Genomic DNA, 24,658 nt, shown 5'->3' with positions numbered 1-24,658 from the left:
AATTTCACTTTACTTTATTACAAAGCTACAAAAAACTACAAAAAATAGATATATTTCTATCTAAAATCAAAGGTAACAACTTTTATGGAAGAATCTAAAGAAGAACAAAAAACGAAAACTACAAAAAAAACAAGAACCCATGTACCTGTTGAAGGTTATAGGATAGAACAATTAAGAGAACTTCCTCTTGAGACTCTAATTGATATTGCAAATGAACTTGAAGTTGAAAATCCTCAAGAGTTAAAAAGACAAGATTTAATGTTTATGATACTTGCTTCTCAAATTGATGCAGGTGGCTTTATATTATTTACTGGTATTTTAGAGATAAAAGAGGGTGGATTTGGTTTTTTAAGAGCAATTGATGGAAATTTTTCTGATACATCAAATGACTCTTATGTGAGTGCTACACAAATTAGAAAATTTGCATTAAGAACAGGTGATATTGTTACAGGGCAAGTTAGACCACCAAACAAAGATAGTGAGAAATATAATGCACTACTTAAAATTGAAGCAATAAATTATCTACCAGTAAAAGATTCTAAAAATAGACCTCTATTTGATAATTTAACTCCTTTATACTCTACTACAAAATTTAAGTTTGAATTTGATTCACAAAAATTAACAGGGAGAGTTTTGGATCTTTTTGCTCCAATGGGGAAAGGACAAAGAAGTTTAATAGTGGCACCTCCAAAAACTGGTAAAACAGAACTTCTAAAAGAGTTAGCACACGCAATATCAAAAAATCATCCAGAAGTTACTTTAATGGTTCTATTAATTGATGAAAGACCTGAAGAGGTTACTGATATGCAAAGAAGTGTAAAAGGTGAAGTATATAGTTCAACATTTGACTTACCAGCACACAATCATGTTAGAGTTGCTGAAATTGTTATTGAAAAAGCAAAAAGAGTTGTAGAGATGAAAAAAGATGTTGTAATTTTACTTGACTCTATTACAAGATTAGCAAGAGCTTATAATACTGTAACACCATCATCTGGAAAAGTTCTTTCAGGTGGAGTTGATGCAAATGCTCTACACAAACCAAAAAGATTTTTTGGAGCTGCAAGAAATATAGAGGAGGGCGGAAGCCTTACAATTATATCAACTGCACTTATTGATACTGGTTCAAAAATGGATGAAGTTATTTTTGAGGAGTTCAAAGGAACAGGAAACTCTGAGGTTGTATTAAGTAGAAATGCAGCTAATAAAAGAGTTTATCCAGCTATTGATATTGTTAAATCAGGAACTAGAAAAGAGGAACTTCTTTTAAGCCCTGATATTTTACAAAAAACATGGATATTAAGAAATGCAATGGCAGAGATGGATGAAGTTGATGTTCTTAAATTTTTATATCCAAAAATGCAAAAAACAAAAAATAATGATGAGTTTTTTGCCTCAATGAATGAGTAATAGTTACTTAAAATCTTCTTAAAAATGTATATAAATGTAAAATATTTACAAATTTGTAGATATTTTACATCTTTTTCAGCAAAATCAAATAAAACCTCTGGTAAGATTGTCTCCCGAAATTTGAACTAAAGGAAGGACAATGGCAAACTTAAAAGAGATTTTAGAGTATCTAAAAAGAACTAGCCCAGCACAAAATGAGTTTCATCAGGCCGTTGAAGAAGTAGTACACTCACTTGAACCACTATTCGATAAATATCCAAAATACAAAGACCAAAAAGTGTTAGAAAGGTTGTTAGAACCTGAAAGACAAGTAATGTTTAGAGTAACATGGATTGATGATAAAGGTGAAATCCAAATCAACAAAGGTTATAGAGTACAGTTTAGCTCAACATTAGGACCATATAAAGGTGGATTAAGATTCCATCCTAGTGTAAATACTGGAATTATTAAATTCTTAGGATTTGAGCAAATATTCAAAAATGCTTTAACTGGTTTACAAATTGGTGGTGGAAAAGGTGGAAGTGACTTTGATCCTAAAGGGAAAAGTGAAAATGAAATCATGAGATTTTGCCAAGCCTTTGTAACAGAACTTTATAGACATATCGGTGCAACTACGGATGTTCCAGCAGGAGATATTGGAGTTGGTGGAAGAGAAATCGGATATATGTTTGGTATGTATAAAAAATTAGCAAACAGATATGATGGAACTTTTACAGGTAAATCTTTAAAATGGGGAGGTTCGCTAGCTAGAACTGAAGCAACTGGTTATGGTTGTGTATATTTTGCAAAAAATATGCTTGATGCTAGAGGAGAGACTCTTAAAGGAAAAAGATGTGTAGTATCAGGTTCTGGAAATGTTGCAATTTACACAATTGAAAAACTGTATCATTTAGGTGCACTACCTATTACTTGTAGTGATTCAAAAGGTATGATTTTAGATGAAGAGGGAATCGATTTAGATTTACTTAAAGAGTTAAAAGAGAATCAAAGAGCAAGACTTACAGAGTATGTGAAATATAGAAAAAATGCAAAATATACTCCTATTGAAGATTATCCAGCTGGAAGAAATGCAGTTTGGTCTGTTCCTTGTTTTGCAGCATTCCCAAGTGCTACTCAAAATGAGTTAAATTTAGAAGATGCAAAAGAGCTTATTAAAAATGGATGTTTTTGTATAAGTGAAGGTGCTAATATGCCATCTACAAATGAAGCTGTTGATTATTTTGTTGAGAAAAAAATAGCTTATGGACCTGGAAAAGCAGCAAATGCTGGTGGTGTTGCTACAAGTCAATTAGAGATGGCACAAAATGCAGCTATGATTAACTGGACATTTGAAGAAGTTGATTCAAAACTAGAGCAAATTATGTTAGGAATTTTCCAAAGAGTTAGTAAAACTGCTGAAGAGTTTGGACAACCTACAAACTTTGTTTTAGGTGCAAACATAGCTGGATTTAGAAGAGTAGCTGATGCTATGATTGAACAAGGTGTTGTTTGATAAAAATATAGCTTAAGGAAACCCTTCTTTTTGCTTAAAACTTGACTGTTTCTTATCGTTTTTTAGCTATAATTTTGCGAAAAAATTAAATAAGGAATAGTTTGAGAGTAGGACTTTTTGACTCAGGTATTGGCGGATTAACAATACTAAATTCTATCGTAAAAATGGTAAATCACACAGAGTTTTTTTATGTTGCAGATACATTATATACTCCTTATGGAGAGAAAGAAAAATCAATTATTTTAAAAAGATGTGATGATATTACAAACTACTTATTAGATAATTATAAAATTGATATTTTAGTTATTGCTTGTAATACTGCAACATCTGTTGCAATAAAACATTTAAGAGAGAAGTTTAAAGATTTACCAATTATTGGAGTTGAACCAGCACTCAAGCCTGCTATAAATTTTTCAAAAAATTCAAATATTGCTATTATGGGAACACCATCTACAATAAATGGTGAAAAATATAAAGAGTTAGTTGCAAATTTGACAAAAGATAAAAAGTTAAATTTGTACCATATTCCTTGTTCTGGTTTAGCAAAAGAGATAGAAGATGGAGAGGTAAATAATCCTAGAACAAAAGAGATGCTAAAACTATATTTAGAACCTTTAAAAGATAAAAATATTGATAGTTTAGTTTTAGGTTGCACACACTATCCAATAATTAAAGATGAAATAAGCTCATTTTTTAATAACAATATAACACTTTTTGATTCAGCAAATGCAGTTGCAAAAAGATTATTTGAACTAAGTTTATTAAAAGATTATGGAAGACATAGCTCAAATATCACTATTTTATATAGTAGTAAGATAAATTTCGATAAGGTAAAATTTATTTTAAAAGATAGTAAATATGAGCTAAGCGAGTGTAAAATATGAGTGAAAATATAGTAGAAAATAGAGTTTTAGCTCTAAAATATAGACCAAGAAGATTTGAAGATTTAGTAGGACAAACTACAATTTCTCAAACACTATCTTTGGCTTTAGATTCAAATAGATTATCTCATGCTTATTTGTTTTCAGGATTAAGAGGAAGTGGAAAAACAAGTACAGCAAGAATAATGGCAAAATCATTTTTATGTGAAAAGGGACCTACTAGCAAACCTTGTGAAGTTTGTGAACACTGCCTTAGTGCAAATAGTGGAAGACATCTTGATATTATAGAGATGGATGCTGCTAGTAATAGAGGAATTGATGATATAAAAGATTTAATAGAGCATACAAAGTATAAACCAAGTAGTGCTAGATTTAAAGTTTTTATAATCGATGAGGTTCATATGCTTACACCTCAAGCATTTAATGCACTTTTAAAAACTCTTGAAGAGCCTCCAGGATTTGTAAAATTTATACTTGCAACTACAGATGCACTAAAATTACCAGCTACAATTTTAAGTAGAACACAGCACTTTAGATTTAATAAAATTTCTCAAAGTGATGTTGTAAATCATATTTCATCAATTTTAAATAAAGAGCAGATATCTTTTGAAAAACAAGCACTTGAGATTATTGCAAAAAGTGGACAAGGAAGCTTAAGAGATACATTAACACTTCTTGATCAGGCTATAATTTTTTCAAAAGCAAATATAGATGTTGCAAGTGTTGTTGATATGTTAGGACTTATTGATCCACAAATGATGGATAAAATATTTAAAACAGTTTTAAATAAAGATGATTTTAATCCACTTTTAGAGGAGCTTCAAAATTATGAAGCAAATCAGATTTTAAATGAGATGACAAACTATTTAAAAACTGCAATGCTTGAAAAAGATAGCAGATTTAATACATTTTTTTATGAGAGATTTTTTAGAATAATTGGTGATTCAAAACACCTTTTATCACTTAATAGTGATGATAGTTTTGTTCTTATTTTAACTTTTATGAAACTTATAGAGGCTACAAATTTAAAAAGTATTGATGAGATTTTAAATCAAGTTGAATCTATAAAACCAATTCCTGATAAAAAAATTGAGCAAATAATTGAATCAAAACAAGAATTAAAAATAGAAACAAAAACAAATCCTCAAGTAGTTCAAAAAAGTTTAGAAGCACAAGTTGTTACAACTGATGTTGATGAAGTTGTTTATGAGGCTATTGAAGAAGAGAGTGATATTTTTATGGATAAGTATCAAATCTTAATTGAGAAGCTTTACGATAGAAGTAGTGAACTTGGAGAGTGTTTTGAGAGAAACTTTATTTACAATGGTTTTGAAAATGAGACTTTAAATATTGTATCTTATGCAAAAGATGAGGATAGAAACTTTTTATATAAACATTTTAATCTAATCAAAACATTTACTTGTGATATTTTTGGAGTAAATACTAAAATAGATTTTAAAAAGGATGATGCCACCATAAACCAAACATCAAAGCCAATAAAAGAGCTAAATGAAGTTTTAAATCCTAAAGAAGAGGAGAGTTTTGCTACAAGTTCAGGTTGTGTTGCAAGTAGTTTGGATAGTAGTGTTGAAAGCTTAAATCAAAAAGAGCTTGAGGTAAAAGATCTTTTAGATACAAAGATGATAAATCAAGCAAAAGAGCTTTTTGATATTAAAAGAATTGTAGTAAAACCAAAAATTTAATAGGAGAGATTATGAAAAATATATTTAAATTGGCACTTTTTTTTGCTATTTTTTTTAATGTAGTTTTTGCAAATGATAACTTAGTAATTGAGTTTGAGAAAAAAAGATTGAGTCAAAATCCAAATATTGTTTTAAATAGTGTAGAGGTTTTTTATAAGAAAAAACTTGATATAAAAGGTGATTGGAGTGCATATGTACTAAATTTAGATTTAGATACACAAGATGGAAATATGAGAGTAAAAGATATTTTGTTTTCAAATAATGAAGTGGTTACCACTGAACTTTTTGATTTAAAAAGTGGTACCTCTTTTGGTTCTAATATTGCACCTGATATAAATGAGAGTTATTATGATAATTCAAGATTAATTGCTGGAAAAAGTAACGCAAAAAACAAATTAGTTGTTTTTTCAGATCCATTATGCTCATTTTGCCAACACTATATTCCACAGCTTATAGATTTTGTAAATAAAAATGAAGAGAGTATTGCTTTATACTACTATGCTTTTCCACTTACAAGAATTCATAAAGCATCAAATGATCTATCAAAACTAATAGAAATAGCTAAACAAGATGATAAAAATATTATAAAAAAAGCTTATGAGATAAGATGGGAAAAATATTTTGATGCAAATAGTGAAGATAGAAAACTTATCTTAAATAGTTTTAATAAGGCTTTAAAAACTAATATATCATTAAAAGATCTTGAAGATGAAAAATATCAAAAAGCTTTAGAAGATGAGGTTTTAATGGCTGAAAAACTATTGATTAATGGAACGCCAACTATTTATGTAAATGGTAAAAAAGATAATACAAAAGAAGAGTATAAAAAGTTAAAAGGAGTTAAATAATGCAAAAATTAGTTATTGCAACAAGAAGAAGCCAATTAGCACTTTGGCAAAGTGAGTATATAAAAGCTGAACTTTTAAAACACTATCCAAATATGGAAGTAGAGCTTCAAGAGTTTACTACAAAAGGGGATAAGATTTTAGATGTTCCTTTGGCAAAAATTGGTGGAAAAGGGCTTTTTACAAAAGAGCTTGAAGTTGCAATGCTTGAAGGAAGTGCTCATTTAGCTGTTCACTCACTAAAAGATGTACCAACACAGTTTGAAGATGGTTTAGTTCTTGCTGCTGTTTCAAAGAGATTTAATCCACAAGATGCACTTTTAAGTAACAAATACAAAACAATTGAAGAGTTACCAAAAGGTGCTGTTGTTGGAACTACAAGTTTAAGAAGAAGAATGGCTATAAAGATGTTAAGACCTGATATTGAACTTAAAGATTTAAGAGGGAATATCAATACAAGAATAGCAAAACTAAATGCAGGTGAGTATGATGCAATAATACTTGCAGCAACAGGAATAGAGAAGCTACACTTAGAAAATGAGGTTAAATATTTCACTCCAATTTCAACAGATGTTATGATTCCATCTATGGGACAAGCAACTTTAGGAATAGAGACAACAAATGATCCAAAAATAATAGAGATAGTAAAAGTTTTAAATGATAAAAATGCGCAAATTGAGTCAACAATAGAAAGAGGTTTTGTGGATACTTTACAGGGTGGTTGTCAAGTTCCAATTGGTGTAAAAGCAACAATTCAAGATGAAAAAAGTGTAAAAATATCTGCAATTGTAGGACTTCCTGATGGAAGTGAATATATAAAAGATGAAAAAATTATAGATATAAACTCTTTTGAGAGTGCTGGAAGAGATTTTGCAAATGAGTTTATAAAAAAAGGTGCAGTTGAGCTTCTAAAAAGAGCTGAGGCTATGGCTTTTAAATAATAAATTTATTAGAAATTGTTTTGGAAATTTTAAAAAGCTAGATAATATCTAGCTTTTTTTAGATTTAGCTAAATTTTCAATCTTTTTTAACTCTTCTAAATCTATATAATCAGCTTCGATAGCTTCTTGTTTTTTTCTTTTATTATCAAAAGTTTTATAGACTTTTTCTACCATTTCTTTCATCTGTTCATAGCTTATAGTTCCATTGTTTTTCAAGACTTCTTTATCGTTAAACTCTATAATCTTATCTATATTTTCTCTCCAAAAATCCATAGTAATATCTTCTTTATTTTTAGCTCTTAATTCTGCTGTTTCTAGAAATACAATTACAAATCTATTTAAACTATCAAGTTCATCTGATGTAAGGTAATTTTTTGCTATGTAAATATCTTCTTTTCTAACCTTTGAGCCTTTAAAACTTGTAAGTGCCATATTTGGCTTGTTATCATCTGCACGATTTATAATAATCTCTGCTGCTGTTTGTCCTGTGATAGCAAACAGTAGTTTATTTTGAGTTTGTGCAAAAAATAGTTGAGTTGATTTATCACTTGCATCATAATCGCTACTAAGGGTAAAAAGTTCTCTAACTTTTTGATAAAATCTTTTTTCAGATGCTCTAATATCACGAATTCTCTCTAGTAATTCATCAAAATAGTCAGGTTTTCCATCTGGATTTTTTAATCTTTCATCATCTATTACAAAACCTTTAATCATATACTCTTTTAGATTTTTATTTGCCCATTGACGAAATTGTGTTCCTCTTTTACTTCTTACACGAAAACCAATAGCTAAAATCATCTCTAAACTATAATGTGTAACTGAGTAGTTTTTACCATCATTGGCAGTTGTCAAGTATTCCTTGACAACTGAATTTTGCTCCAACTCTTTTTCTTCTAAAATATTTTGAATATGCAAACTAATATTTTGTTTTGTAGTTGCAAATAGCTCTGCAATTTGCATTTGACTCATCCAAACCATACCATCTTTTGCCAAAAGTGAAACAGAAGTTTCCCCATCTTGAGTATTGTAAATAATTATATTTGACATATTAATTCCTATTAGAAATAAAATTTATTGCCTCTTCTTCATCTTTTTAAATAGCAATTTCAACGGCTTGTTTTGCCAAATCTAAAAGTTGATTTGATTCTTCTTTTATTTTGTTTTGAATTAAAATCTCTTTAATTGTCAAAGCAGTATCCTTTTTTTAAATAGTTTAGATTTTATCTAAAAAAAGATTAACAAATATTTTAATATTTTTAAAAACAAAAAGCTAGATAGTAGCTATTTTTCTTTGCTATATTCTATTTTTATATTATTTAAATTAAAGCTAAAGGAAAAAATATGAGAATAAAAATTGAAGATACACTTTTTTGTTTAGTTGATGTTCAAGAAAAGCTTTTCCCACATATTGGAAACAAAGATGAGCTTTTAAGAACTCTTCCAATACTTGTAAAGGGTATGAAAACTTTAGATGTTCCTATTATTGTAAATGAGCAGTACAAAAAAGGAATTGGGGAAACAATAGAGCCTTTAAAAGAGCTTGTAAATGAGTATGAAGCCTATGAAAAAACTACCTTTTCAGGATGTCAAAATAGTGACATTTTAAATGCTTTTAAAAAATCTGGTAAAAAAAATATTGTAGTAGCTGGAATAGAGACTCATGTTTGTGTTCTTCAAACTTGTATTGATTTACTTGAAAATGGTTTTAATGTAATTTTAGTAACAAACTGTTGTGGAAGTAGAACAAAGCTTGACCACAAAATGGCAATAAAAAGATTAGTTCAAGCAGGTGCAATTCCAACTACTTATGAATCAATTTTATTTGAGCTAACTTTAGATTCAAAGAATCCAAACTTTAAAGCAATATCAAATTTAATCAAATAGCCTTTGTCCCATTTTGGGGCAAAACTATTTTATATAATACCCTTCATCTAAACTATTTTTTATACTATCTTTTGGAAGTTTTGCTCTAAGCCTTTTTATCAAAGTTCTTACAGCTACTGAAGTTTTAGAAACTCCATTATATACAAACTCTTCTATTTGGTTATGAGTTATTTTTTCACCTCTATTATTTATCAATAAATATAGTAAATTTCTCTCTGATTTTGTAAGATTTATCTCAATTTCATTTTCATACAAAACTCTTTTTCTCATATTAAAAAAAAGATTTTCTATTTTTTCTATCTCATAATGATTTGTAATTTTTCTTATTTTAAGTCTAAACTCCTGTAAGTCAAAAGGCTTTTTTATATAATCATCACAATCTCTTTCATAGGCTTGTGTAATTTTATCTATATCTATATTTGCACTTATTATAATAACTTTTGCACTAGGATTGATATTTTTTAACTTCTCAAGCAACTCTAAGCCATCTATATTTGGTACATTTATATCAAAAATATATAAAATGTATTCTCCTAAAAGATTATCAAATGCTTTTTGACCATTATAAAAAGTGTCAACAATAAAACCATCGTTTTCTAGCATATCTTTTATTGATTCATTTAAAGAGAAATCATCTTCAAGTAAAAATATTTTTTTCATAAAATTATTTTACTTTATTTGTGTGACTTATTTGTGGCAAAAAAGTGTACAAAAATATATTTTCTCCATTTTTAGAGATAACTTCTATTTTTATACTATATTTATCACAAATATCTTTTACAATAGACAGGCCAATTCCATGTCCACCTAAACTTTTATTTTCTCTTATGTATCTTTTAAAAATTGCATCTTTATCTTTTATTTTATCTCCCTTAGAGATAAATTTTAAAATATTTCCTTCTAAAATAATTTTTATCGTTGTATCAATTTCAGAATATTTTACAGCATTAGAGATATTGTTATCAATCAATCGCTCTAATTCAATACGGCCAATATCAATAATTAAATCATTTGTAACTTCTAAATACAAACTCCTATTTTGAGTTTGAGCAATTAGTTCAAAATATTTAACTCTATCTTGCAAAAAACTTTTTAGACTCAAATGTTCAATTTTATACTTTATTTTTGATTTTGTATGCAAAAAACTCATATCTTCATATGAATTTTTCAAAGTTCTTAAAGCTCCTTCAATTTTTTTGGAATATTTATCAACTCCTAAATTCTCATTTTTAAGTTGTAAATTTATATTAATTATTGAAAGTGGAGTATTTATTTCATGAATTGAATGCTCAATAAATTTATCTTTGTAGTTCAAAATATACTCTTTTTCTCTAACTTTATTTATAATGTATATAGTAACAACTCCTAAAATTGAGATAATAAAAAACAATAAATTTAAGATAAAGATTTGTTGATTAAAATATTTTTCATCAAAAACTATACTGTAAACTATTTTTGCTTCATCAAATATTGGACTGTGTTCTAGTAAAAAATATGTTTTATTTTCACTATTTTGTTTAAAATACTTAAGATTCTTATCAAAGCTATCAAAAAGCTTTTTGCCTTTTTCAATTCTTTTTTCTATCTCTTCTAAGCTAGGTTTATATGATTTTATATTTTTAAAAATAAAATCTCCAATATAACCATCGTTAAAAATAATATATGCATTTGTATTTATAATATTTGTATTTTCATTAATACTTTGTTTTAAATCTTCTAAATCTTTATCCAAATCATCATAAGTATAACTTATTTGTAAAACTCTATTTGAATTTTGTAAATATGAGTCTGAATAACTTATCATCTTTTGAGAAAACATCTCAAAAACTGGAGGGGAAACACCTATTAGATTATTTTGCTTATGATTGTCAAAAAGATATTTTGCAAAACTTAAATCAAAATTTATATCAGATGGCACTGTTGTATTTTTTATAACTAGATTTTCATCTGTTATATAAATGTTATAAGGCTTGTCTGGTAAACCTTGATTTATCTTTTTATAAATTTCATCCAAAGATGTATCATAAGAATTTTTATCTAAATATTTTAAAACTTCTTTATGTTTTTCAAGTAAAATCTCTTTTTTATTTGAAAACTTAAATAGTAGCTTTGTTAAAAATATACTAGTATCTTTTTGTATTTTGTAAAATACTATCTCTTGATTTTTTTTATGGTTATCACTTAAATTTATATACAATAAAAAGTAGCTTATAAAAATAAATAATAAAAAAATAGAAATTATAATAAATAAAAATGTTGAAGATTTAGGAATATAAGAACTCATATTCTTCATAGTAATATTTTTATTTAACAATATTTTATCTGCTATATTTTTTATGTTTTTCCTTTATAAAAATTTGAAAATAGTAACAAAACAACACTTAAGTAAATGAATTTTGAAAAATATCAATTTTGTATCAAAATTATCACACAAATGTCACATAGATTATGTATTATTAAACTTTCAAAATAAAAACAAAAGGAGAAAATAATTTATGAAAATAGATTATTCAAAAACAAGTAAAGTATCTTTTTTACTTTCAACTATGCTTTTAGGTGCTGTTTCACTTTCGGCATCACCAGGTACTATTCTAAACAATCAAACTTTAGAGATAGATAATAATTATAAAATAAATACATATTATTTGAGCAATAATAGCCAATTAATTAATAAAGGTAATAATAATAATCGACTTGATATTGAAAATTCTGAAAGTTCAAGTTTTACTAATACTTCTTCATTAAATATTATAGATGATTGGACTGCAATAAATGCAAAGGAAATAGAAAATTCTCAAATAATAAATAATGGGAATATAAATATTTTAGGTGATAGCAGTAATGATGTAAATATAAATGGAATAGATGTTTCAAATTTAGTAAATTCAAGAGTTGAAAACAAAGGTAATATTATCTCTAATTTAAACTCTGATGCAACATTAAATGGAATTGCTGTAAGAGATGCACAAGCTTCTAGTATAAAAAATACTGGTACTATAAACTTAAAAGCAACTGGAGATGATTTATATTTACAGGGTATTCACTTAGATGGTTGGTTCGCTTCTCAAAATAGAAATTTAAATTTTAATAATTCAGAAATTATAAATGATAAAGATATTTTAGTATCGTCAAAAGGAAAATTAGTATCATCATACGGAATAACATCTTATGACTTTAATATAAATGATTCTCAAATTATTAATAATGGAACAATTTCTGTAAGCTCAGAAGGAGTAATTGCTGATTCAGCAGGAATGGAATTAGATTCTTTAAACAATTCACAAATTATAAATAAAGGAACAATAGAAGCAAATTCTACTGTAATAAATAATTCAGAAGATGAAAGTTTTGCAGATTCTTTTGCTATCATAATAGATCATTCAAATAAAAGTACAATTGAAAATAATGGTAGTATTTTAGTAAATTCTAATAAAGAAAATGAAAAACTTGAGGCTTATGCAGAAGCTATCTCTATAGAAGAGGCTAATAGTTTAATTCTTGAGAATAGTGGAACAATAAAATCAACAATAAATAATAAATTAGATAAAGAGGCCGTTGCTATTTTATTTGTAAATTCAGATAAATCAACTGTATTGAATAAAGCTGGTGGGGAAATACACGGGAGTGTTATTCTATATGGAGATACAACTTTTAATAACAAAGGTTCTATCTATTTACCATATAATGCTAACTCAAAAACATTTAGAACTTTTGATGATAATGATGGAAATGGAGAACAAACTATATCTTTTCAACCAAATTTTGGAAATTTTACAAACTCTGGAACAATTGAAATTGGTGCTTTTAAAAACTCAAATAGTAAAATAGAAAATACTCAAATACTCACAGAAAATGCTACTTTTAATGCAGGTTCAAAACTAAATGTAAGAGTTGAAGCTGGTTCAAAAGCTTTTGTAAAAGGCGATAAACTAGAGCAAGTTATATCAGCTACAAATAGCCTAACTATAAATGAGTTAAAAGTAAACTCTGCTACACTAGAGTTTGAAGAGGTAGAAGTAAAACCTTCGGCTGCCAATAATAATGTAAAATATATAGATTTAGTAGTAAGCAAAGTAAACGCTTTTGAAGAAGCTGGAAATACTCAAGGAAATGCTACAAATGTATCGCAAGTTCTTACTAAGCTAAGAAATGATCCAACATTTGGTAGTTTAGTTGCAAAATTGGATCCTTTAGATGCAGCAGATTTAAATAGAGCCTTAGATACATTAACTCCTACAATAGCAGCAGCTATTTCAAATACTTCTTCTCAAATATCATCATCTGTATCAAATGTTATCTCTAGCAGACTTGGAAGTGGAGCAAACTCAGGAGATGAGATGGTTTTAGGAAATAGTACTCTTTGGACTAAATTATATGGTTCTTTAGGAGAGCAAAAAGAGAAAGATGGTATCAATGGTTTTGATTTAAAAACTTATGGACTAGGTCTTGGATATGAAAATGAGTACAAAGATGGTCAGCTTCTTGGAACAGGATTATTTTATACAAATGCAAATGTTGATATAAATGGCGTAAGTCAAAAAACAAATGTAGATGCTTATTCACTAGCTCTTTATGGAAACAATCTTCTAAAAGATAATAAAACAACTATTTACTATCAAGGTGCATATACTTGGCAAAAAAATGATAGCAAAAGAGATTTATTTGATGGAACTCAAGCAAATGCAAAGTTTACTACAAAAATTTTATCTCTTGATTTAGGTGTTGGACATAAAATTAATATAAATGAATCACTTCACATGGAACCAAAATTAGGAGTTACATATAAACACTACTCAAATCCTAACTATAGTGAAACGGGTTCAAGTGCAAATATTACTACAAATAAATTTACTTCTTCAGAGCTTTTGGGAAATGCTGAATTAAATATGGGTTATAAAATAAATGATTTCTCAAAAATAACTGCTTTGGCTGGTGTTAGCTATGATTTTAAAAACGATAATAATATTGTAACATCATCTTTTTCAGCAGCTCCATCAAATAGCTTTGATACAAAAGGTATAGATAATGGAAGATGGAAATATGTAGCAGGTTTAGGGTATGATGTAGATGTAAATAATCAAAATAATATCAATCTTTCATACAACTTCCAAGGTGAAGGTTCAAAATATACTAATCATGGTTTAGCTTTAAACTATAGATATAAATTTTAGTATTTTAAACTAAGGCTTTTTAGCCTTAGTCTATTTTTCTATTTTGTTTAAAACTTCTTTAAAAGTAGTTTCAAAACAGCAACTATGATTTGAATTCGTATAAATATACTCTATATTTTTTTTATTACTAAACTTTGAAAAATAAGATAAAAATATCTCTTTTGGAACTATTTTATCATCATTTCCTATTATGTGAATCTGCTTTATATTTTCAAGAGTTGAAGTAAAATTTGCTGGATTTAAAGAACCTTCTAGTTTTGAAATATTATGAATATTTACCCATTTATCTATATCTAAATTTCCAGCTATTGTAATTAGATTTTTAATATCATCTCTTTTTGAAGCTAAAAGTGTGGCAACTGCTCCACCACCAGAATATCCAATAAGATTAAAATCTCTATTTTGATATTTAGTTCTTAAATTATTTAAGACTTCATCAAAAATATCTATTATCTCATTACTAAATCTCTTATTTGTCCAATACTCTTGTTTACAATTTGAAGATTCTACATATTGGCAAGGTCTAGCAAGATATACTTTGCATTTATTGTTATCAAGAGATAATAGTTTTAAAATTGTTTGACTAATTGGTGTTGGGTTTAATGAAATTTGATTTTTACTTATCCAAGCTAAACCATCTCCTTCTATATAGATATTCAAAGTTCTATTTTCACAATTTATACTTTGGGATTGCAAAGAGAAGATATTAAAACTTGTGTTATTTATAATAAGTTCTTCTAAACTATTTTTTGAAGCCAAAGATAAAGCACTGTTCGTTCTCTCCTTTACAGAAGGTATTTTAGAAGAACAAGAGACAAATATAAAAGAAAAAAAAACAAATAGCATATTTTTCATAAAGGATTTTAACATTTTACTTAAATCTACTCCCTATTACAAATAGTTTATATATAGTTTTGTAATTTATCTCTAAATTCATTTTTCTCCTTCGTAAGCTTAGTGTAAAATCCTAACAAAATAATACTTAGTAGATGAATTTTAAAAATTGTTAAGATGAATTAACTTGGGCATGCAAGGCATACAAAAAAGTTAAAAGTTGATGTTCAAACAGAGAAATTTGTAGAAATTGAAAAAGATTAAAATCTTATAACTCTATTTTCAAGTTTTAGTTTTACTTTTTGATTAACTTCAATTGTATCATCAAAGCTATGTATTAAAAACTCTTGATTATTTGCAAAAACAACAACTTCATAAAAGTTTCCATAAAAAATTATCTCTTTTATAACACCTTCAATATCACCATCATCTGATATTTTTATATTTTCAGGTCTTATATATAAGTTCTCATCAATCTTTGTAACTTTTCCTAAAAAGTTTGCACAATATAGATCAACTGGTCTATTATAAAGCTCTTTGCAAGTTCCAGTTTGCAAAATATCACCACCATTCATAATAGCAATTCTATCAGATAAGAAAAAGGCATCCTCTTTATCGTGAGTAATGAATAGTGCAGTTATATTAAACTCTTTTATTGTCTCTTTTAACTCAACTCTTAAAATATTTCTAAGCTCTGTGTCAATATTGCTTAAAGGTTCATCAAGAAGAAGAATTTTTGGTTTGTTTATCAAAGCTCGTGCTAGTGCAACTCGTTGTTGCTGTCCACCACTTAGTTCGTGTGGATATTTATTTTCATGACCTTTTAGTTTTGTTTTTTCTAAAATCTCTTTTAATTCATCTTTACTAGCATTGCTTCCAAAAACTATATTTGAAGCTACATTTAAGTGAGGAAGCAGAGCATAATTTTGAAAAACAATTGCAGTTTCTCTTTTGTTTGGTTCTATATTTGTTTTATTATCAAAAACAACTTTACCATCTATTTTTATCTCTCCACTATCAGGTTTTTCAAGTCCTGCTAACATTCTTAAAAAAGTAGTTTTTCCGCTTCCGCTTGTTCCTAAAATTGTGAATATTTCACCCTCATATAAATCAAAATTTATGCTATTTGCAACACAAATATCACCTTTGCAAAATATTTTTCTTAAATTTTTTATTTCAACTATTTTTTTCATTTTGTTTTTCTTCTTTTTGGTTTATAAGCTAAAAATATAACTGCAATTGCAGTAGTGGTTACTAAAATAAGTGATGGGAAACCTGTTTTATAAAGCATCTCATTACTTGCTAATTCATAAATTCTAACTGCTAAAGTATCAAAGTTAAATGGTCTTAAAATCAAAGTTGCTGGTAACTCTTTTGCAATATCTATGTACAAAATTAAAAATCCACTTAATAAATACGGTTTTAATATTGGAAGATAGATTTTAAATATTGATTTGGCTTCATTTTCACAAAATATTCTTGATACATCATCAATAGATGATGGAATTTTGCTAAAACCGTTTTCAACACTTCCAACACTTGCTGCAAAATATCTTGTAGTGTATGCAAAAATCAACACTATAAATGAGCCACCAAAAAACATCACTCCTAAACTTCTATCTATAAAATTTGCGATAATAAGTAATCCAACAGCAACAACAGCTCCAGGAATTGAGTAACCTAGCATTGATAATTTATGAGTTGCGTATGATATTTTTGTTGGGAAAAATCTTAAAAAATATACTATTAAAAATGCTAAAGATATTATAAACAAACTTGAAGCTATATTTAAACTTAAAGTATTAAATAGATACTCAAATGCTGTAAAATCAAGTGTAAAAATATCTAAAAATGCCCAATAAATTAAAATAGATGTTGGAATAAAAAGAGTAATTAAAGCAACTATAAAAGAGATTAAAAATGCAAAAAAGTTCTCTTTTCCTTTTAGCTCTATTTTTGATACTTTTTCGCTACTATTTGTTGAGCTTGAAAAACGAAGTTTTTTTCTAATATTGTACTCTACTAAAAGAAGTGAAAATACAAAAATAAGAAGAACAATAGCTACATTTATAGCTCCAACTAAATCATCAAGTCCAAACCAACTTTTAAAAATACCAACACTAAAAGTCTCAACTCCAAAATATAAAACTGTTCCATAATCACTTAAAGTTTCCATAAGTGCTAGCAGTGCTCCACCAAAAAGTGCTGGATATGCAAGTGGAAGATATATTTTGAAAAAGGCTTTTGTAGAACTTATTTTTTGTAAAGATACAAGTTCAAAAATAGATTTTGAAATAGAGCCAAAAGATACTCTTGCCATGATATAAACATAAGGAAACATTGCAATTGAGAATATAAAAATTGCTCCATACATATTTAAGATATCAACTTTTAAAGCAGGATTTGAAAATATTTGAGAAAATATTCCTCTATACTCAAAAAATCCAACATAAGTGTAACCTAAAATATAAGCTGGATATGCTAAAGGAAGTACAAAACACAAAGCAAAAAACTTGCTTCCAAAATATGTAAATCTTGCACTTAAATATGAGGTAATTGTTCCTAAAATTAGTACACCAAAAAGTGTACCAATAAGTAATATGGTACTATTTTTACTATATTCATAAATATAACCATCTTCTAAAAAAGTTTTAGAAAAAGAGCTATTTATAAAGAAGTAAAGTATTAATATAATAATAGGAAATGATATACTTAAGCCCAAAATTGGGGCTAAGTATTTTTTAAAACTTTTTATCTCCATCTTCCTTTAGAAGCTATCTCTACAGCCTCTTGTGTATATTTTCCAACTTCATTTAAAGGAATTGTATCCTCTTTAAACTCTCCCCAAGAAGCAACTGTTCCAGCTGGTTTTACCTTTGGATTTACAGGGTATTCATAATTTCCTTGAGCCAATTCGCCTTGAGCTTCAATACTTGTTAGATACTCAATTAATTTTATAGCATTATCTTTATTTGGAGAGAACTTTGTAATACTAGCTCCTGAGATATTTATATGAGTTCCTGTTGTCTCTTGAGCTGGGAAAAATATGGCTAACTCTTTTGCAATTTGTGCATCTATTTTATCTTCACTATTTGCCATAACTCCAAGATAATAAGAGTTTACAATAGCAATATCAGCTTCACCAGATGCCACAGCTCTAATTTGATCTCTATCGCTTCCTTTTGGATTTCTTGCAAAATTATCTGAAAGCCCTTTTGCAAACTCTAAAGCTTTCTCTTCTCCATGATGAGCAATAATTGAAGCCATAAGAGATTTATTGTATGCGTGAGTTGATGTTCTAGTTATTACTTTTCCTTTAAATTGTGGTTTTGTAATACTAAAATAGTCACCCAAATCTGCTTTATTAACATTTTTTGGATTATAAACAAAAATTCTAGCTCTTTTTGTAATTGCAAACCAGTTACCATCTTCATCTCTTAAGTGAGTTGGTATATTTTCATTTAAAGTTTTTGAGCTAACACTTTGAGTTAATCCTCTTTGTTTTGCTAAATATAAATTTCCAATATCAGCAGTTATTAAAATATCAGCTGGACTATTTGCACCCTCAATTGATAGTCTTGAAACAAGCTCTTCAGCTTTTGCAGTTACAAGATTTACTTTAATTCCTGTTTTATTTTCAAAATCTTTAAATATCTTTTTATCTGAATCATAGTGTCTTTGTGAATATACATTTACTTCATTTGAAGCAAAAAGTATTGATGAAAAAAATATTGAAACTAGCGCTATTTTCTTAAACATTTTATCTCCTTTTTTTATATCTATTTTGAAATTTCGAAATATTATAGTAACAAAGCTTTGAAGTAACTTAGTATTAAGAATGATTATCAGATATTTTTTATTTAAATTTATAAATAATTGGTATAATAACACATTTTTTAATAGGAAAATAAATTTATGATTTTAATGATTGATAATTATGACAGCTTTACTTACAATATTGTTCAATACTGTTTAGAACTAAAAGCTGATTTGAAAATAGTAAGAAATGATGAGTTAACTTTAGAGCAGATTATAGAGTTAAATCCAAGTAAAATTATAATCTCTCCAGGACCAGCTACTCCAAATGAAGCTGGAGTTTGTTTAGATGTAATAAAATATTTTAGTGGCAAAAAACCAATTTTTGGTATATGTTTAGGACATCAAGCAATAGCACAAGCTTTTGGAGCAAAAGTAGTTCGTGCAAAAAATTTGATGCATGGAAAAACTTCAAAAATAAAAGTATTAAAAGATACAAAGATATTTGATGGTTTACCAAATGAGTTTACACAAACAAGATATCACTCTTTAATAGTTGAAAAACAAAATCTTCCAGAAGAGATAATAGTTACTTCAAAAAGTTTGGATGATGATGAGATTATGTCTTTAGAGATTAAAGATAAAAATGTTTTTGGAGTACAATTTCATCCTGAGTCTATATTAAGCGAATATGGACATAAGATGTTTGAAAATTTTTTAAAGGTTTAAATTATGTTTTCAAAAGTAGCCTATAGCACTCTTTTTTATATTGTTCTAGCTTTCATTTTATTTATGATGTTTATTCAAGTAAATGATGTATTAAGTATCTCATATAAAGAGGCTCTAAACTACTTTGAAAATTTTTCTGTTTTAACACTTTTAATAAAAATATCTACAGTTTTTTTTGGACAAAATGATTTAGCACTTAGATTTCCTTTTGTAATTTTCTATTTTTTAAGTGTAATTTTAATGTATAAAATTACAGATGATTACTTTAAGCTACCAAAAGATAGATTTATTACAATTTTAATTTTTATATTTCTACCTGGACTTTTAAGTGCAGCCATTCTTGTAAATAGTGCAATAGTTGTTACATTTTTCACACTTGTATATATCTACTATTATAAAACTTATAATAAACATCTATACTATCTTTTACCATTTTTACTCTTAGTTGATAACTCATTTGCTATATTGTTTGTAGCACTATTTTTATACTCATTTAGAGATAGTGATAAAAAGCTTATGTCTATATCTTTGGCTTTAGCAATTATCTCATTTTTCGTTTATGAATTCACAGTTGAAGGGACTCCAAAAGGGTTTTTGCTTGATACATTTGGAATATATGCAGCTATCTTTTCTCCAATACTATTTTTATACTTTTTGTATGCAATATATAGAACAGCTGTAAATAAAAAAGTTGATTTAATCTGGTATATAAGTGCTACAGCATTGGTATTGTCAATAATATTATCTTTTAGACAAAAAGTTTATATTGAAGATTTTGCTCCATTTGTTGTAATTTTTGTACCTTCAATGATGGTTATATTTTTTCACGCATATAGAGTTAGATTAAAAGAGTTTAGAAGAAATTACAATATTTTTGCCTATTTTGTACTATTTTTTCTATTTCTAAATGTTCTGTTTACTTTTGTAAATAAACCACTTTATCTAATTTTAGATAAACCAACAAAACACTTTGCAAATGAGTACCATTTTGCAAAAGAGTTGGCAAATGAGTTAAAATCAAGAGGAGTTGAAAATATTGTTACTAGTGATAAAGTTTTAGCTTTGAGATTAAGATTTTATAAAATTGGTGATAAAGAGGATTATTTTTTATCTTCACATGAATTTTATAATTATGATGAAAAAATTGTAATAACATATTTTGGTAAAGAGATGCTGACTTTTTACCTTAAAAAACTATGAAGAAGTCATTTTTTATTTTAGAACTTATTATAATTTTAATTATATTTTCAATAATTTATTCAACTATTTATATAAAAGATTCAACTTATAAATTTAATCTATTTGTCTCTAAAATAGAGTTATATCTTAATTTTTTAAGATATAAAGCTTTAATTGATGATAAAACGGATTTAGAAAATTCTACTTGGCATAAACAAAGATGGACAATGAAATTTTTAAGATGCAGAGAAAACGAAGGTGGTGGAGTTTATATCTCAATTTATACTGATATAAATGAAAAAAGTCATGCAAATAAAGAGGAAGCTTTAAAAGACCCACTAACAAATAGATATATTACAAATTCAAATTTTTGTAAAGATGATGATAAATATAGCTCTTTTACACTTTTAAGAAACTACAATGTAAAAAGTGTAGATATATCTTGTAATAGTACAACATCACTTGGACAAATCTCTTTTGGTGAAGATGGAAGAGTATATTCAAGATTATCAAATGTTGATAATGAAACTTATGAATATGAGATAACAAAACCTTGTTTTATAAAATTTACTTCAGATAATAATTATGAAAAAGAGATAATAATCTATCCTAAAACTGGTTTTATAAATAGATTTTAGATTAAAATATCTAGTTTTGAATATTTTAATAAAGTAAAGTTTAAGAGCAATTAGATATAATGCAAAACTTTTTTAGAAAACACTCAAAGGTTTCCTAGAATGGTAGTATCGTTTCAAATATATTTTGAAAATTACGAGAAGCATGAGTAGGGCTATAGCTACTCAAACCAAATATTATAAAGGAAAGAAATGCCTACTATACAACAGCTTATTAGAAAAGAGCGAAAAAAAGTGGTTGAGAAATCAAAATCACCAGCTTTAAAAAAATGTCCACAAAGAAGAGGAGTATGTACAAGAGTATATACAACAACTCCAAAAAAACCTAACTCAGCTTTAAGAAAAGTTGCAAAAGTTAGATTAACTACTGGAATTGAAGTTATTTCATATATCGGTGGAGAGGGTCATAACCTTCAAGAACACTCAATTGTGTTAGTAAGAGGGGGAAGAGTAAAAGATTTACCTGGGGTTAAATACCACATTGTAAGAGGTGCGTTAGATAGTGCTGGAGTTAATAACAGAACTGTATCTAGATCTAAATATGGTACAAAAAGACCAAAAGTTAAAAAATAAGTAGAAGGATAGAAAATGAGAAGAAGAAAAGCTCCAGTTAGAGAAGTAATGGCTGATCCTATCTACAATAGTAAAGTTATTACAAAATTTGTTAATGCAATTATGCTAGATGGTAAAAAATCTGTTGCAGAAAAAATCCTTTATGGTGCAATTGACAACCTTGATAAAAGAGGTGAAGAAAAAGGTATTGAACTTTTTGAAAGAGCAATAGAGAATGTTAAACCTCTTTTAGAAGTAAGAAGTAGAAGAGTTGGAGGAGCTACATACCAAGTTCCTGTTGAAGTTAGAGCTGTAAGAAGACAAACTTTAGCACTAAGATGGCTTATTGATGCTTCAAGAAAAAGAAATGAAAGAACAATGGTAGAAAGACTTGCAAACGAACTATTCGAAGCTGCAAACGAAAGAGGAGCATCTTTTAAGAAAAAAGAAGATGTACATAGAATGGCAGAGGCTAATAAAGCATTTGCACACTACAGATGGTAGGAATTAAATATGGCAAGAAAAGTACCCTTAAATAGAGTTAGAAATATTGGTATTGCTGCACACATTGATGCAGGAAAAACAACAAGTACTGAGAGAATTCTTTTTTATACAGGAATCTCTCACAAAATTGGTGAGACTCATGAAGGTACAGCAACAATGGACTGGATGGAGCAAGAGCAAGAAAGAGGTATTACAATTACTTCTGCTGCTACAACTTGTTTTTGGAATCACCCAAAAACAAATGAGCAACTACAAATAAATATCATTGACACTCCAGGTCACGTTGACTTTACTATTGAAGTTGAGAGATCAATGAGGGTTCTTGATGGTGCTGTTGCAGTATTTTGTTCAGTTGGTGGGGTTCAACCACAATCTGAAACAGTTTGGAGACAAGCAAATAAGTATGGAGTTCCTAGAATTATCTATGTAAACAAAATGGATAGAACAGGTGCAAACTTCTTTAATGTTATGAATCAAGTAAGAGATAGATTAAAAGCAAATCCAGTTCCACTTCAAATTCCAATTGGTGCAGAAGACCAATTTAGAGGAATGGTTGATTTAGTAAAAATGAAAGCTTATACTTATACTCTTGATGCACAACCAGGTGAGATGTATAAAATTGAAGATATTCCTGCTGATTTAGTTGATACAGCTGCTGAATACAGAGAAAAACTTGTAGAAGCTGCTGCTGAGTCAAGTGATGAGTTAATGGATAAATACCTTGGTGGCGAAGAGTTAACTGAAGAGGAAATCACAGCTGGAATTAAAAAAAGATGTTTAGCTATGGAAATTACTCCTATGGTTTGTGGAACTTCGTTTAAAAACAAAGGTATTCAACCACTTCTTGATGCTGTTGCTATGTATTTACCAGCTCCAACAGAGGTTGCTGATATTAAAGGTGAAACTCAAGATGGTGAAGCTGTAATAGTTCCTTCAACTGATAAAGGTGAAGTTGCAGCTTTAGCATTTAAAATTATGACTGACCCATTTGTTGGACAATTAACATTTACAAGAGTTTATAGAGGAATTTTAGAGTCTGGAACTTATGTATTAAACTCTACAAAAATGAAAAAAGAGAGAATCGGAAGATTACTTAAAATGCATGCAAACTCAAGAGAAGAGGTTAAAGAACTTTATGCTGGAGAAATTGGTGCAGTTGTTGGTCTTAAAGATACAGTTACAGGTGATACACTAGCAAGCGAAAAAGATCCAGTAATTCTAGAAAGAATGGATTTCCCAGATCCAGTTATTAGTGTTGCTGTTGAGCCAAAAACAAAAGCTGACCAAGAAAAAATGGGTATTGCTTTAGGAAAACTTGCTGAAGAAGATCCATCATTTAGAGTAAATACTGATGAAGAAACAGGTCAAACTATTATTTCTGGAATGGGTGAATTACACCTTGAAATTCTTGTAGATAGAATGAAAAGAGAGTTTAAAGTTGAAGCTGAAGTTGGTGCTCCACAAGTTGCATATAGAGAGACTATTAGAAATGCTGTTAAACAAGAGTACAAATATGCAAAACAATCTGGAGGTAAAGGTCAATATGGACATGTTTACTTAGAGATTAAACCTCTTCCTGCTGGAAGTGAACCAACATTTAAATTCAATAATGAAATTAAAGGTGGGGTTGTACCAAAAGAGTATGTTCCAGCTGTTGAAAAAGGTGCATTTGAAGCAATGCAAGGTGGTATCTTAGCTGGTTACCCAATGGTTGATATTGAAGTTACACTTTATGATGGAAGTTACCACGAAGTTGACTCATCTGAAATGGCGTTTAAATTAGCTGCTTCAATGGGATTCAAACAAGGTTGTAGAAGTGCAGCTGCAGGTGCTGTTTTACTTGAGCCAATGATGAAAGTTGAAATTGAGACTCCAGAAGAGTACATGGGAGACGTTATTGGAGATTGTAATAAAAGAAGAGGACAAGTTCAATCTATGGATGACAGAGCAGGTATCAAACTTGTTACTGCTATGATTCCATTATCAGAACTATTTGGTTACTCAACAGATTTAAGATCTATGTCTCAAGGTAGAGCAACATACTCAATGTTGTTTGATTCATACCAAGAGGTTCCAAGAAATGTATCTGAAGAGATTATTAAAAAAAGAAATGGATAATTTAAAAAATTAAGTTTTTCTAAAAGG

General features: G+C 28.0%; 21 protein-coding genes. 14 read left to right on the top strand and 7 right to left on the bottom strand.

The features are described 5' to 3' along the window. Window positions 1-84: 84 nt before the first annotated feature. The 6 genes from rho (at window position 85) to hemC (ending at window position 7,269) form a co-directional block, all read left to right on the top strand. Window positions 85-1,407, top strand: coding sequence for a transcription termination factor Rho (gene rho, locus WC168_RS00255; protein WP_066160146.1), 1,323 nt, complete (start codon window positions 85-87; stop codon window positions 1,405-1,407). A gap of 139 nt (window positions 1,408-1,546) precedes the next feature. Beyond that, the gene (gene gdhA / locus WC168_RS00250) at window positions 1,547-2,899 is read left to right on the top strand and encodes an NADP-specific glutamate dehydrogenase (protein ID WP_372616899.1); all 1,353 of its coding nucleotides are present in this window, start codon (window positions 1,547-1,549) and stop codon (window positions 2,897-2,899) included. 101 nt (window positions 2,900-3,000) lie between these two features. Beyond that, window positions 3,001-3,783 (top strand): glutamate racemase, encoded by a 783-nt coding sequence (gene murI / locus WC168_RS00245; RefSeq protein ID WP_066355766.1) that lies wholly within the window; start codon window positions 3,001-3,003, stop codon window positions 3,781-3,783. Next, on the top strand, window positions 3,780-5,483 hold the full coding sequence (locus WC168_RS00240; protein ID WP_372616897.1) for a DNA polymerase III subunit gamma/tau: 1,704 nt from the start codon (window positions 3,780-3,782) through the stop codon (window positions 5,481-5,483). Before murI ends, WC168_RS00240 begins: the two co-directional genes overlap by 4 nt. Before the next feature lie 11 nt (window positions 5,484-5,494). Beyond that, the gene (locus WC168_RS00235) at window positions 5,495-6,331 is read left to right on the top strand and encodes a DsbA family protein (RefSeq protein WP_372616895.1); all 837 of its coding nucleotides are present in this window, start codon (window positions 5,495-5,497) and stop codon (window positions 6,329-6,331) included. Next, on the top strand, window positions 6,331-7,269 hold the full coding sequence (gene hemC, locus WC168_RS00230; RefSeq protein WP_319084115.1) for a hydroxymethylbilane synthase: 939 nt from the start codon (window positions 6,331-6,333) through the stop codon (window positions 7,267-7,269). Before WC168_RS00235 ends, hemC begins: the two co-directional genes overlap by 1 nt. A 48-nt stretch (window positions 7,270-7,317) precedes the next feature. Here hemC and WC168_RS00225 read toward each other — a convergent pair whose 3' ends face one another. Further along, entirely contained in the window at window positions 7,318-8,316 is a 999-nt protein-coding gene (locus WC168_RS00225) for a virulence RhuM family protein (RefSeq protein ID WP_105908371.1), read from the bottom strand. Between the two features lie 294 nt (window positions 8,317-8,610). Between WC168_RS00225 and WC168_RS00220 the strand changes: the two genes are divergently transcribed. Continuing rightward, window positions 8,611-9,153 (top strand): hydrolase, encoded by a 543-nt coding sequence (locus WC168_RS00220; RefSeq protein WP_372616893.1) that lies wholly within the window; start codon window positions 8,611-8,613, stop codon window positions 9,151-9,153. Between the two features lie 24 nt (window positions 9,154-9,177). Here the strand turns inward: WC168_RS00220 and WC168_RS00215 are convergent, their stop codons facing one another. Together WC168_RS00215 and WC168_RS00210 are read right to left on the bottom strand one after the other, a co-directional pair. Next, on the bottom strand, window positions 9,178-9,813 hold the full coding sequence (locus tag WC168_RS00215; protein WP_372616891.1) for a response regulator transcription factor: 636 nt from the start codon (window positions 9,811-9,813) through the stop codon (window positions 9,178-9,180). Window positions 9,814-9,817: 4 nt separating this feature from the next. Continuing rightward, window positions 9,818-11,446, bottom strand: a complete 1,629-nt coding sequence (locus WC168_RS00210) for a sensor histidine kinase (protein WP_372616889.1) — start codon at window positions 11,444-11,446, stop codon at window positions 9,818-9,820. 202 nt (window positions 11,447-11,648) lie between these two features. On the opposite strand from WC168_RS00210, the gene WC168_RS00205 reads away from it, so the two are divergent. After that, entirely contained in the window at window positions 11,649-14,324 is a 2,676-nt protein-coding gene (locus WC168_RS00205) for an autotransporter domain-containing protein (protein ID WP_372616887.1), read from the top strand. A 30-nt stretch (window positions 14,325-14,354) separates the two neighbouring features. Here WC168_RS00205 and WC168_RS00200 read toward each other — a convergent pair whose 3' ends face one another. The 4 genes from WC168_RS00200 to WC168_RS00185 form a co-directional block, all read right to left on the bottom strand. Continuing rightward, window positions 14,355-15,179, bottom strand: coding sequence for an alpha/beta fold hydrolase (locus WC168_RS00200; protein WP_372616884.1), 825 nt, complete (start codon window positions 15,177-15,179; stop codon window positions 14,355-14,357). Between the two features lie 239 nt (window positions 15,180-15,418). Continuing rightward, the gene (locus WC168_RS00195) at window positions 15,419-16,351 is read right to left on the bottom strand and encodes an ABC transporter ATP-binding protein (protein ID WP_066160169.1); all 933 of its coding nucleotides are present in this window, start codon (window positions 16,349-16,351) and stop codon (window positions 15,419-15,421) included. Then, complete coding sequence (locus WC168_RS00190; RefSeq protein ID WP_372616882.1) at window positions 16,348-17,919, bottom strand: ABC transporter permease; 1,572 nt, start codon at window positions 17,917-17,919, stop codon at window positions 16,348-16,350. The genes WC168_RS00195 and WC168_RS00190 overlap by 4 nt, the downstream gene beginning before the upstream one ends. Beyond that, the gene (locus tag WC168_RS00185; RefSeq protein ID WP_066407780.1) at window positions 17,910-18,917 is read right to left on the bottom strand and encodes a Fe(3+) ABC transporter substrate-binding protein; all 1,008 of its coding nucleotides are present in this window, start codon (window positions 18,915-18,917) and stop codon (window positions 17,910-17,912) included. Before WC168_RS00185 ends, WC168_RS00190 begins: the two co-directional genes overlap by 10 nt. A 156-nt stretch (window positions 18,918-19,073) precedes the next feature. Here WC168_RS00185 and WC168_RS00180 point away from each other — a divergent pair, with 156 nt between their 5' ends. The 6 genes from WC168_RS00180 to fusA all read left to right on the top strand — a co-directional run bounded on the left by WC168_RS00180 (window position 19,074) and on the right by fusA (window position 24,631). Continuing rightward, entirely contained in the window at window positions 19,074-19,643 is a 570-nt protein-coding gene (locus WC168_RS00180; RefSeq protein WP_066407782.1) for an aminodeoxychorismate/anthranilate synthase component II, read from the top strand. Between the two features lie 3 nt (window positions 19,644-19,646). Beyond that, window positions 19,647-20,843 carry a hypothetical protein gene (locus WC168_RS00175; protein WP_372616879.1) on the top strand — a complete coding sequence of 399 codons (1,197 nt, stop codon included), beginning with the start codon at window positions 19,647-19,649 and terminating at the stop codon, window positions 20,841-20,843. Continuing rightward, window positions 20,840-21,460, top strand: coding sequence for a type II secretion system protein (locus WC168_RS00170; protein WP_372616877.1), 621 nt, complete (start codon window positions 20,840-20,842; stop codon window positions 21,458-21,460). Before WC168_RS00175 ends, WC168_RS00170 begins: the two co-directional genes overlap by 4 nt. Before the next feature lie 189 nt (window positions 21,461-21,649). Further along, entirely contained in the window at window positions 21,650-22,030 is a 381-nt protein-coding gene (rpsL, locus tag WC168_RS00165; protein WP_066160183.1) for a 30S ribosomal protein S12, read from the top strand. 15 nt (window positions 22,031-22,045) lie between these two features. After that, window positions 22,046-22,513, top strand: a complete 468-nt coding sequence (gene rpsG, locus WC168_RS00160; RefSeq protein WP_066160186.1) for a 30S ribosomal protein S7 — start codon at window positions 22,046-22,048, stop codon at window positions 22,511-22,513. A 9-nt stretch (window positions 22,514-22,522) separates the two neighbouring features. Beyond that, on the top strand, window positions 22,523-24,631 hold the full coding sequence (gene fusA, locus WC168_RS00155) for an elongation factor G (RefSeq protein WP_372616875.1): 2,109 nt from the start codon (window positions 22,523-22,525) through the stop codon (window positions 24,629-24,631). The last annotated feature ends 27 nt before the right edge of the window (window positions 24,632-24,658 follow it).

The organism is Aliarcobacter sp. (assembly GCF_041672065.1).
In the GTDB taxonomy this organism is placed as follows: domain Bacteria; phylum Campylobacterota; class Campylobacteria; order Campylobacterales; family Arcobacteraceae; genus Aliarcobacter; species Aliarcobacter skirrowii.
The sequence above is the reverse complement of the archived record's forward strand: the minus strand, read 5'-3'. Positions and strand labels throughout refer to the sequence as shown.

What these genes read in the sequence shown, in the direction of transcription:
- WC168_RS00225 (WP_105908371.1), bottom strand. Translation starts at nt 8,316, where the DNA reads ATGTCAAATATAATTATTTACAATACTCAAGATGGGGAAACTTCTGTT.
- WC168_RS00200 (WP_372616884.1), bottom strand. Translation starts at nt 15,179, where the DNA reads ATGAAAAATATGCTATTTGTTTTTTTTTCTTTTATATTTGTCTCTTGT.
- WC168_RS00195 (WP_066160169.1), bottom strand. Translation starts at nt 16,351, where the DNA reads ATGAAAAAAATAGTTGAAATAAAAAATTTAAGAAAAATATTTTGCAAA.
- rho (WP_066160146.1), top strand. Translation starts at nt 85, where the DNA reads ATGGAAGAATCTAAAGAAGAACAAAAAACGAAAACTACAAAAAAAACA.
- hemC (WP_319084115.1), top strand. Translation starts at nt 6,331, where the DNA reads ATGCAAAAATTAGTTATTGCAACAAGAAGAAGCCAATTAGCACTTTGG.
- WC168_RS00210 (WP_372616889.1), bottom strand. Translation starts at nt 11,446, where the DNA reads ATGAAGAATATGAGTTCTTATATTCCTAAATCTTCAACATTTTTATTT.
- WC168_RS00220 (WP_372616893.1), top strand. Translation starts at nt 8,611, where the DNA reads ATGAGAATAAAAATTGAAGATACACTTTTTTGTTTAGTTGATGTTCAA.
- WC168_RS00215 (WP_372616891.1), bottom strand. Translation starts at nt 9,813, where the DNA reads ATGAAAAAAATATTTTTACTTGAAGATGATTTCTCTTTAAATGAATCA.
- rpsG (WP_066160186.1), top strand. Translation starts at nt 22,046, where the DNA reads ATGAGAAGAAGAAAAGCTCCAGTTAGAGAAGTAATGGCTGATCCTATC.
- fusA (WP_372616875.1), top strand. Translation starts at nt 22,523, where the DNA reads ATGGCAAGAAAAGTACCCTTAAATAGAGTTAGAAATATTGGTATTGCT.
- WC168_RS00180 (WP_066407782.1), top strand. Translation starts at nt 19,074, where the DNA reads ATGATTTTAATGATTGATAATTATGACAGCTTTACTTACAATATTGTT.
- WC168_RS00205 (WP_372616887.1), top strand. Translation starts at nt 11,649, where the DNA reads ATGAAAATAGATTATTCAAAAACAAGTAAAGTATCTTTTTTACTTTCA.
- WC168_RS00235 (WP_372616895.1), top strand. Translation starts at nt 5,495, where the DNA reads ATGAAAAATATATTTAAATTGGCACTTTTTTTTGCTATTTTTTTTAAT.
- WC168_RS00185 (WP_066407780.1), bottom strand. Translation starts at nt 18,917, where the DNA reads ATGTTTAAGAAAATAGCGCTAGTTTCAATATTTTTTTCATCAATACTT.
- WC168_RS00170 (WP_372616877.1), top strand. Translation starts at nt 20,840, where the DNA reads ATGAAGAAGTCATTTTTTATTTTAGAACTTATTATAATTTTAATTATA.
- rpsL (WP_066160183.1), top strand. Translation starts at nt 21,650, where the DNA reads ATGCCTACTATACAACAGCTTATTAGAAAAGAGCGAAAAAAAGTGGTT.
- WC168_RS00190 (WP_372616882.1), bottom strand. Translation starts at nt 17,919, where the DNA reads ATGGAGATAAAAAGTTTTAAAAAATACTTAGCCCCAATTTTGGGCTTA.
- WC168_RS00240 (WP_372616897.1), top strand. Translation starts at nt 3,780, where the DNA reads ATGAGTGAAAATATAGTAGAAAATAGAGTTTTAGCTCTAAAATATAGA.
- gdhA (WP_372616899.1), top strand. Translation starts at nt 1,547, where the DNA reads ATGGCAAACTTAAAAGAGATTTTAGAGTATCTAAAAAGAACTAGCCCA.
- WC168_RS00175 (WP_372616879.1), top strand. Translation starts at nt 19,647, where the DNA reads ATGTTTTCAAAAGTAGCCTATAGCACTCTTTTTTATATTGTTCTAGCT.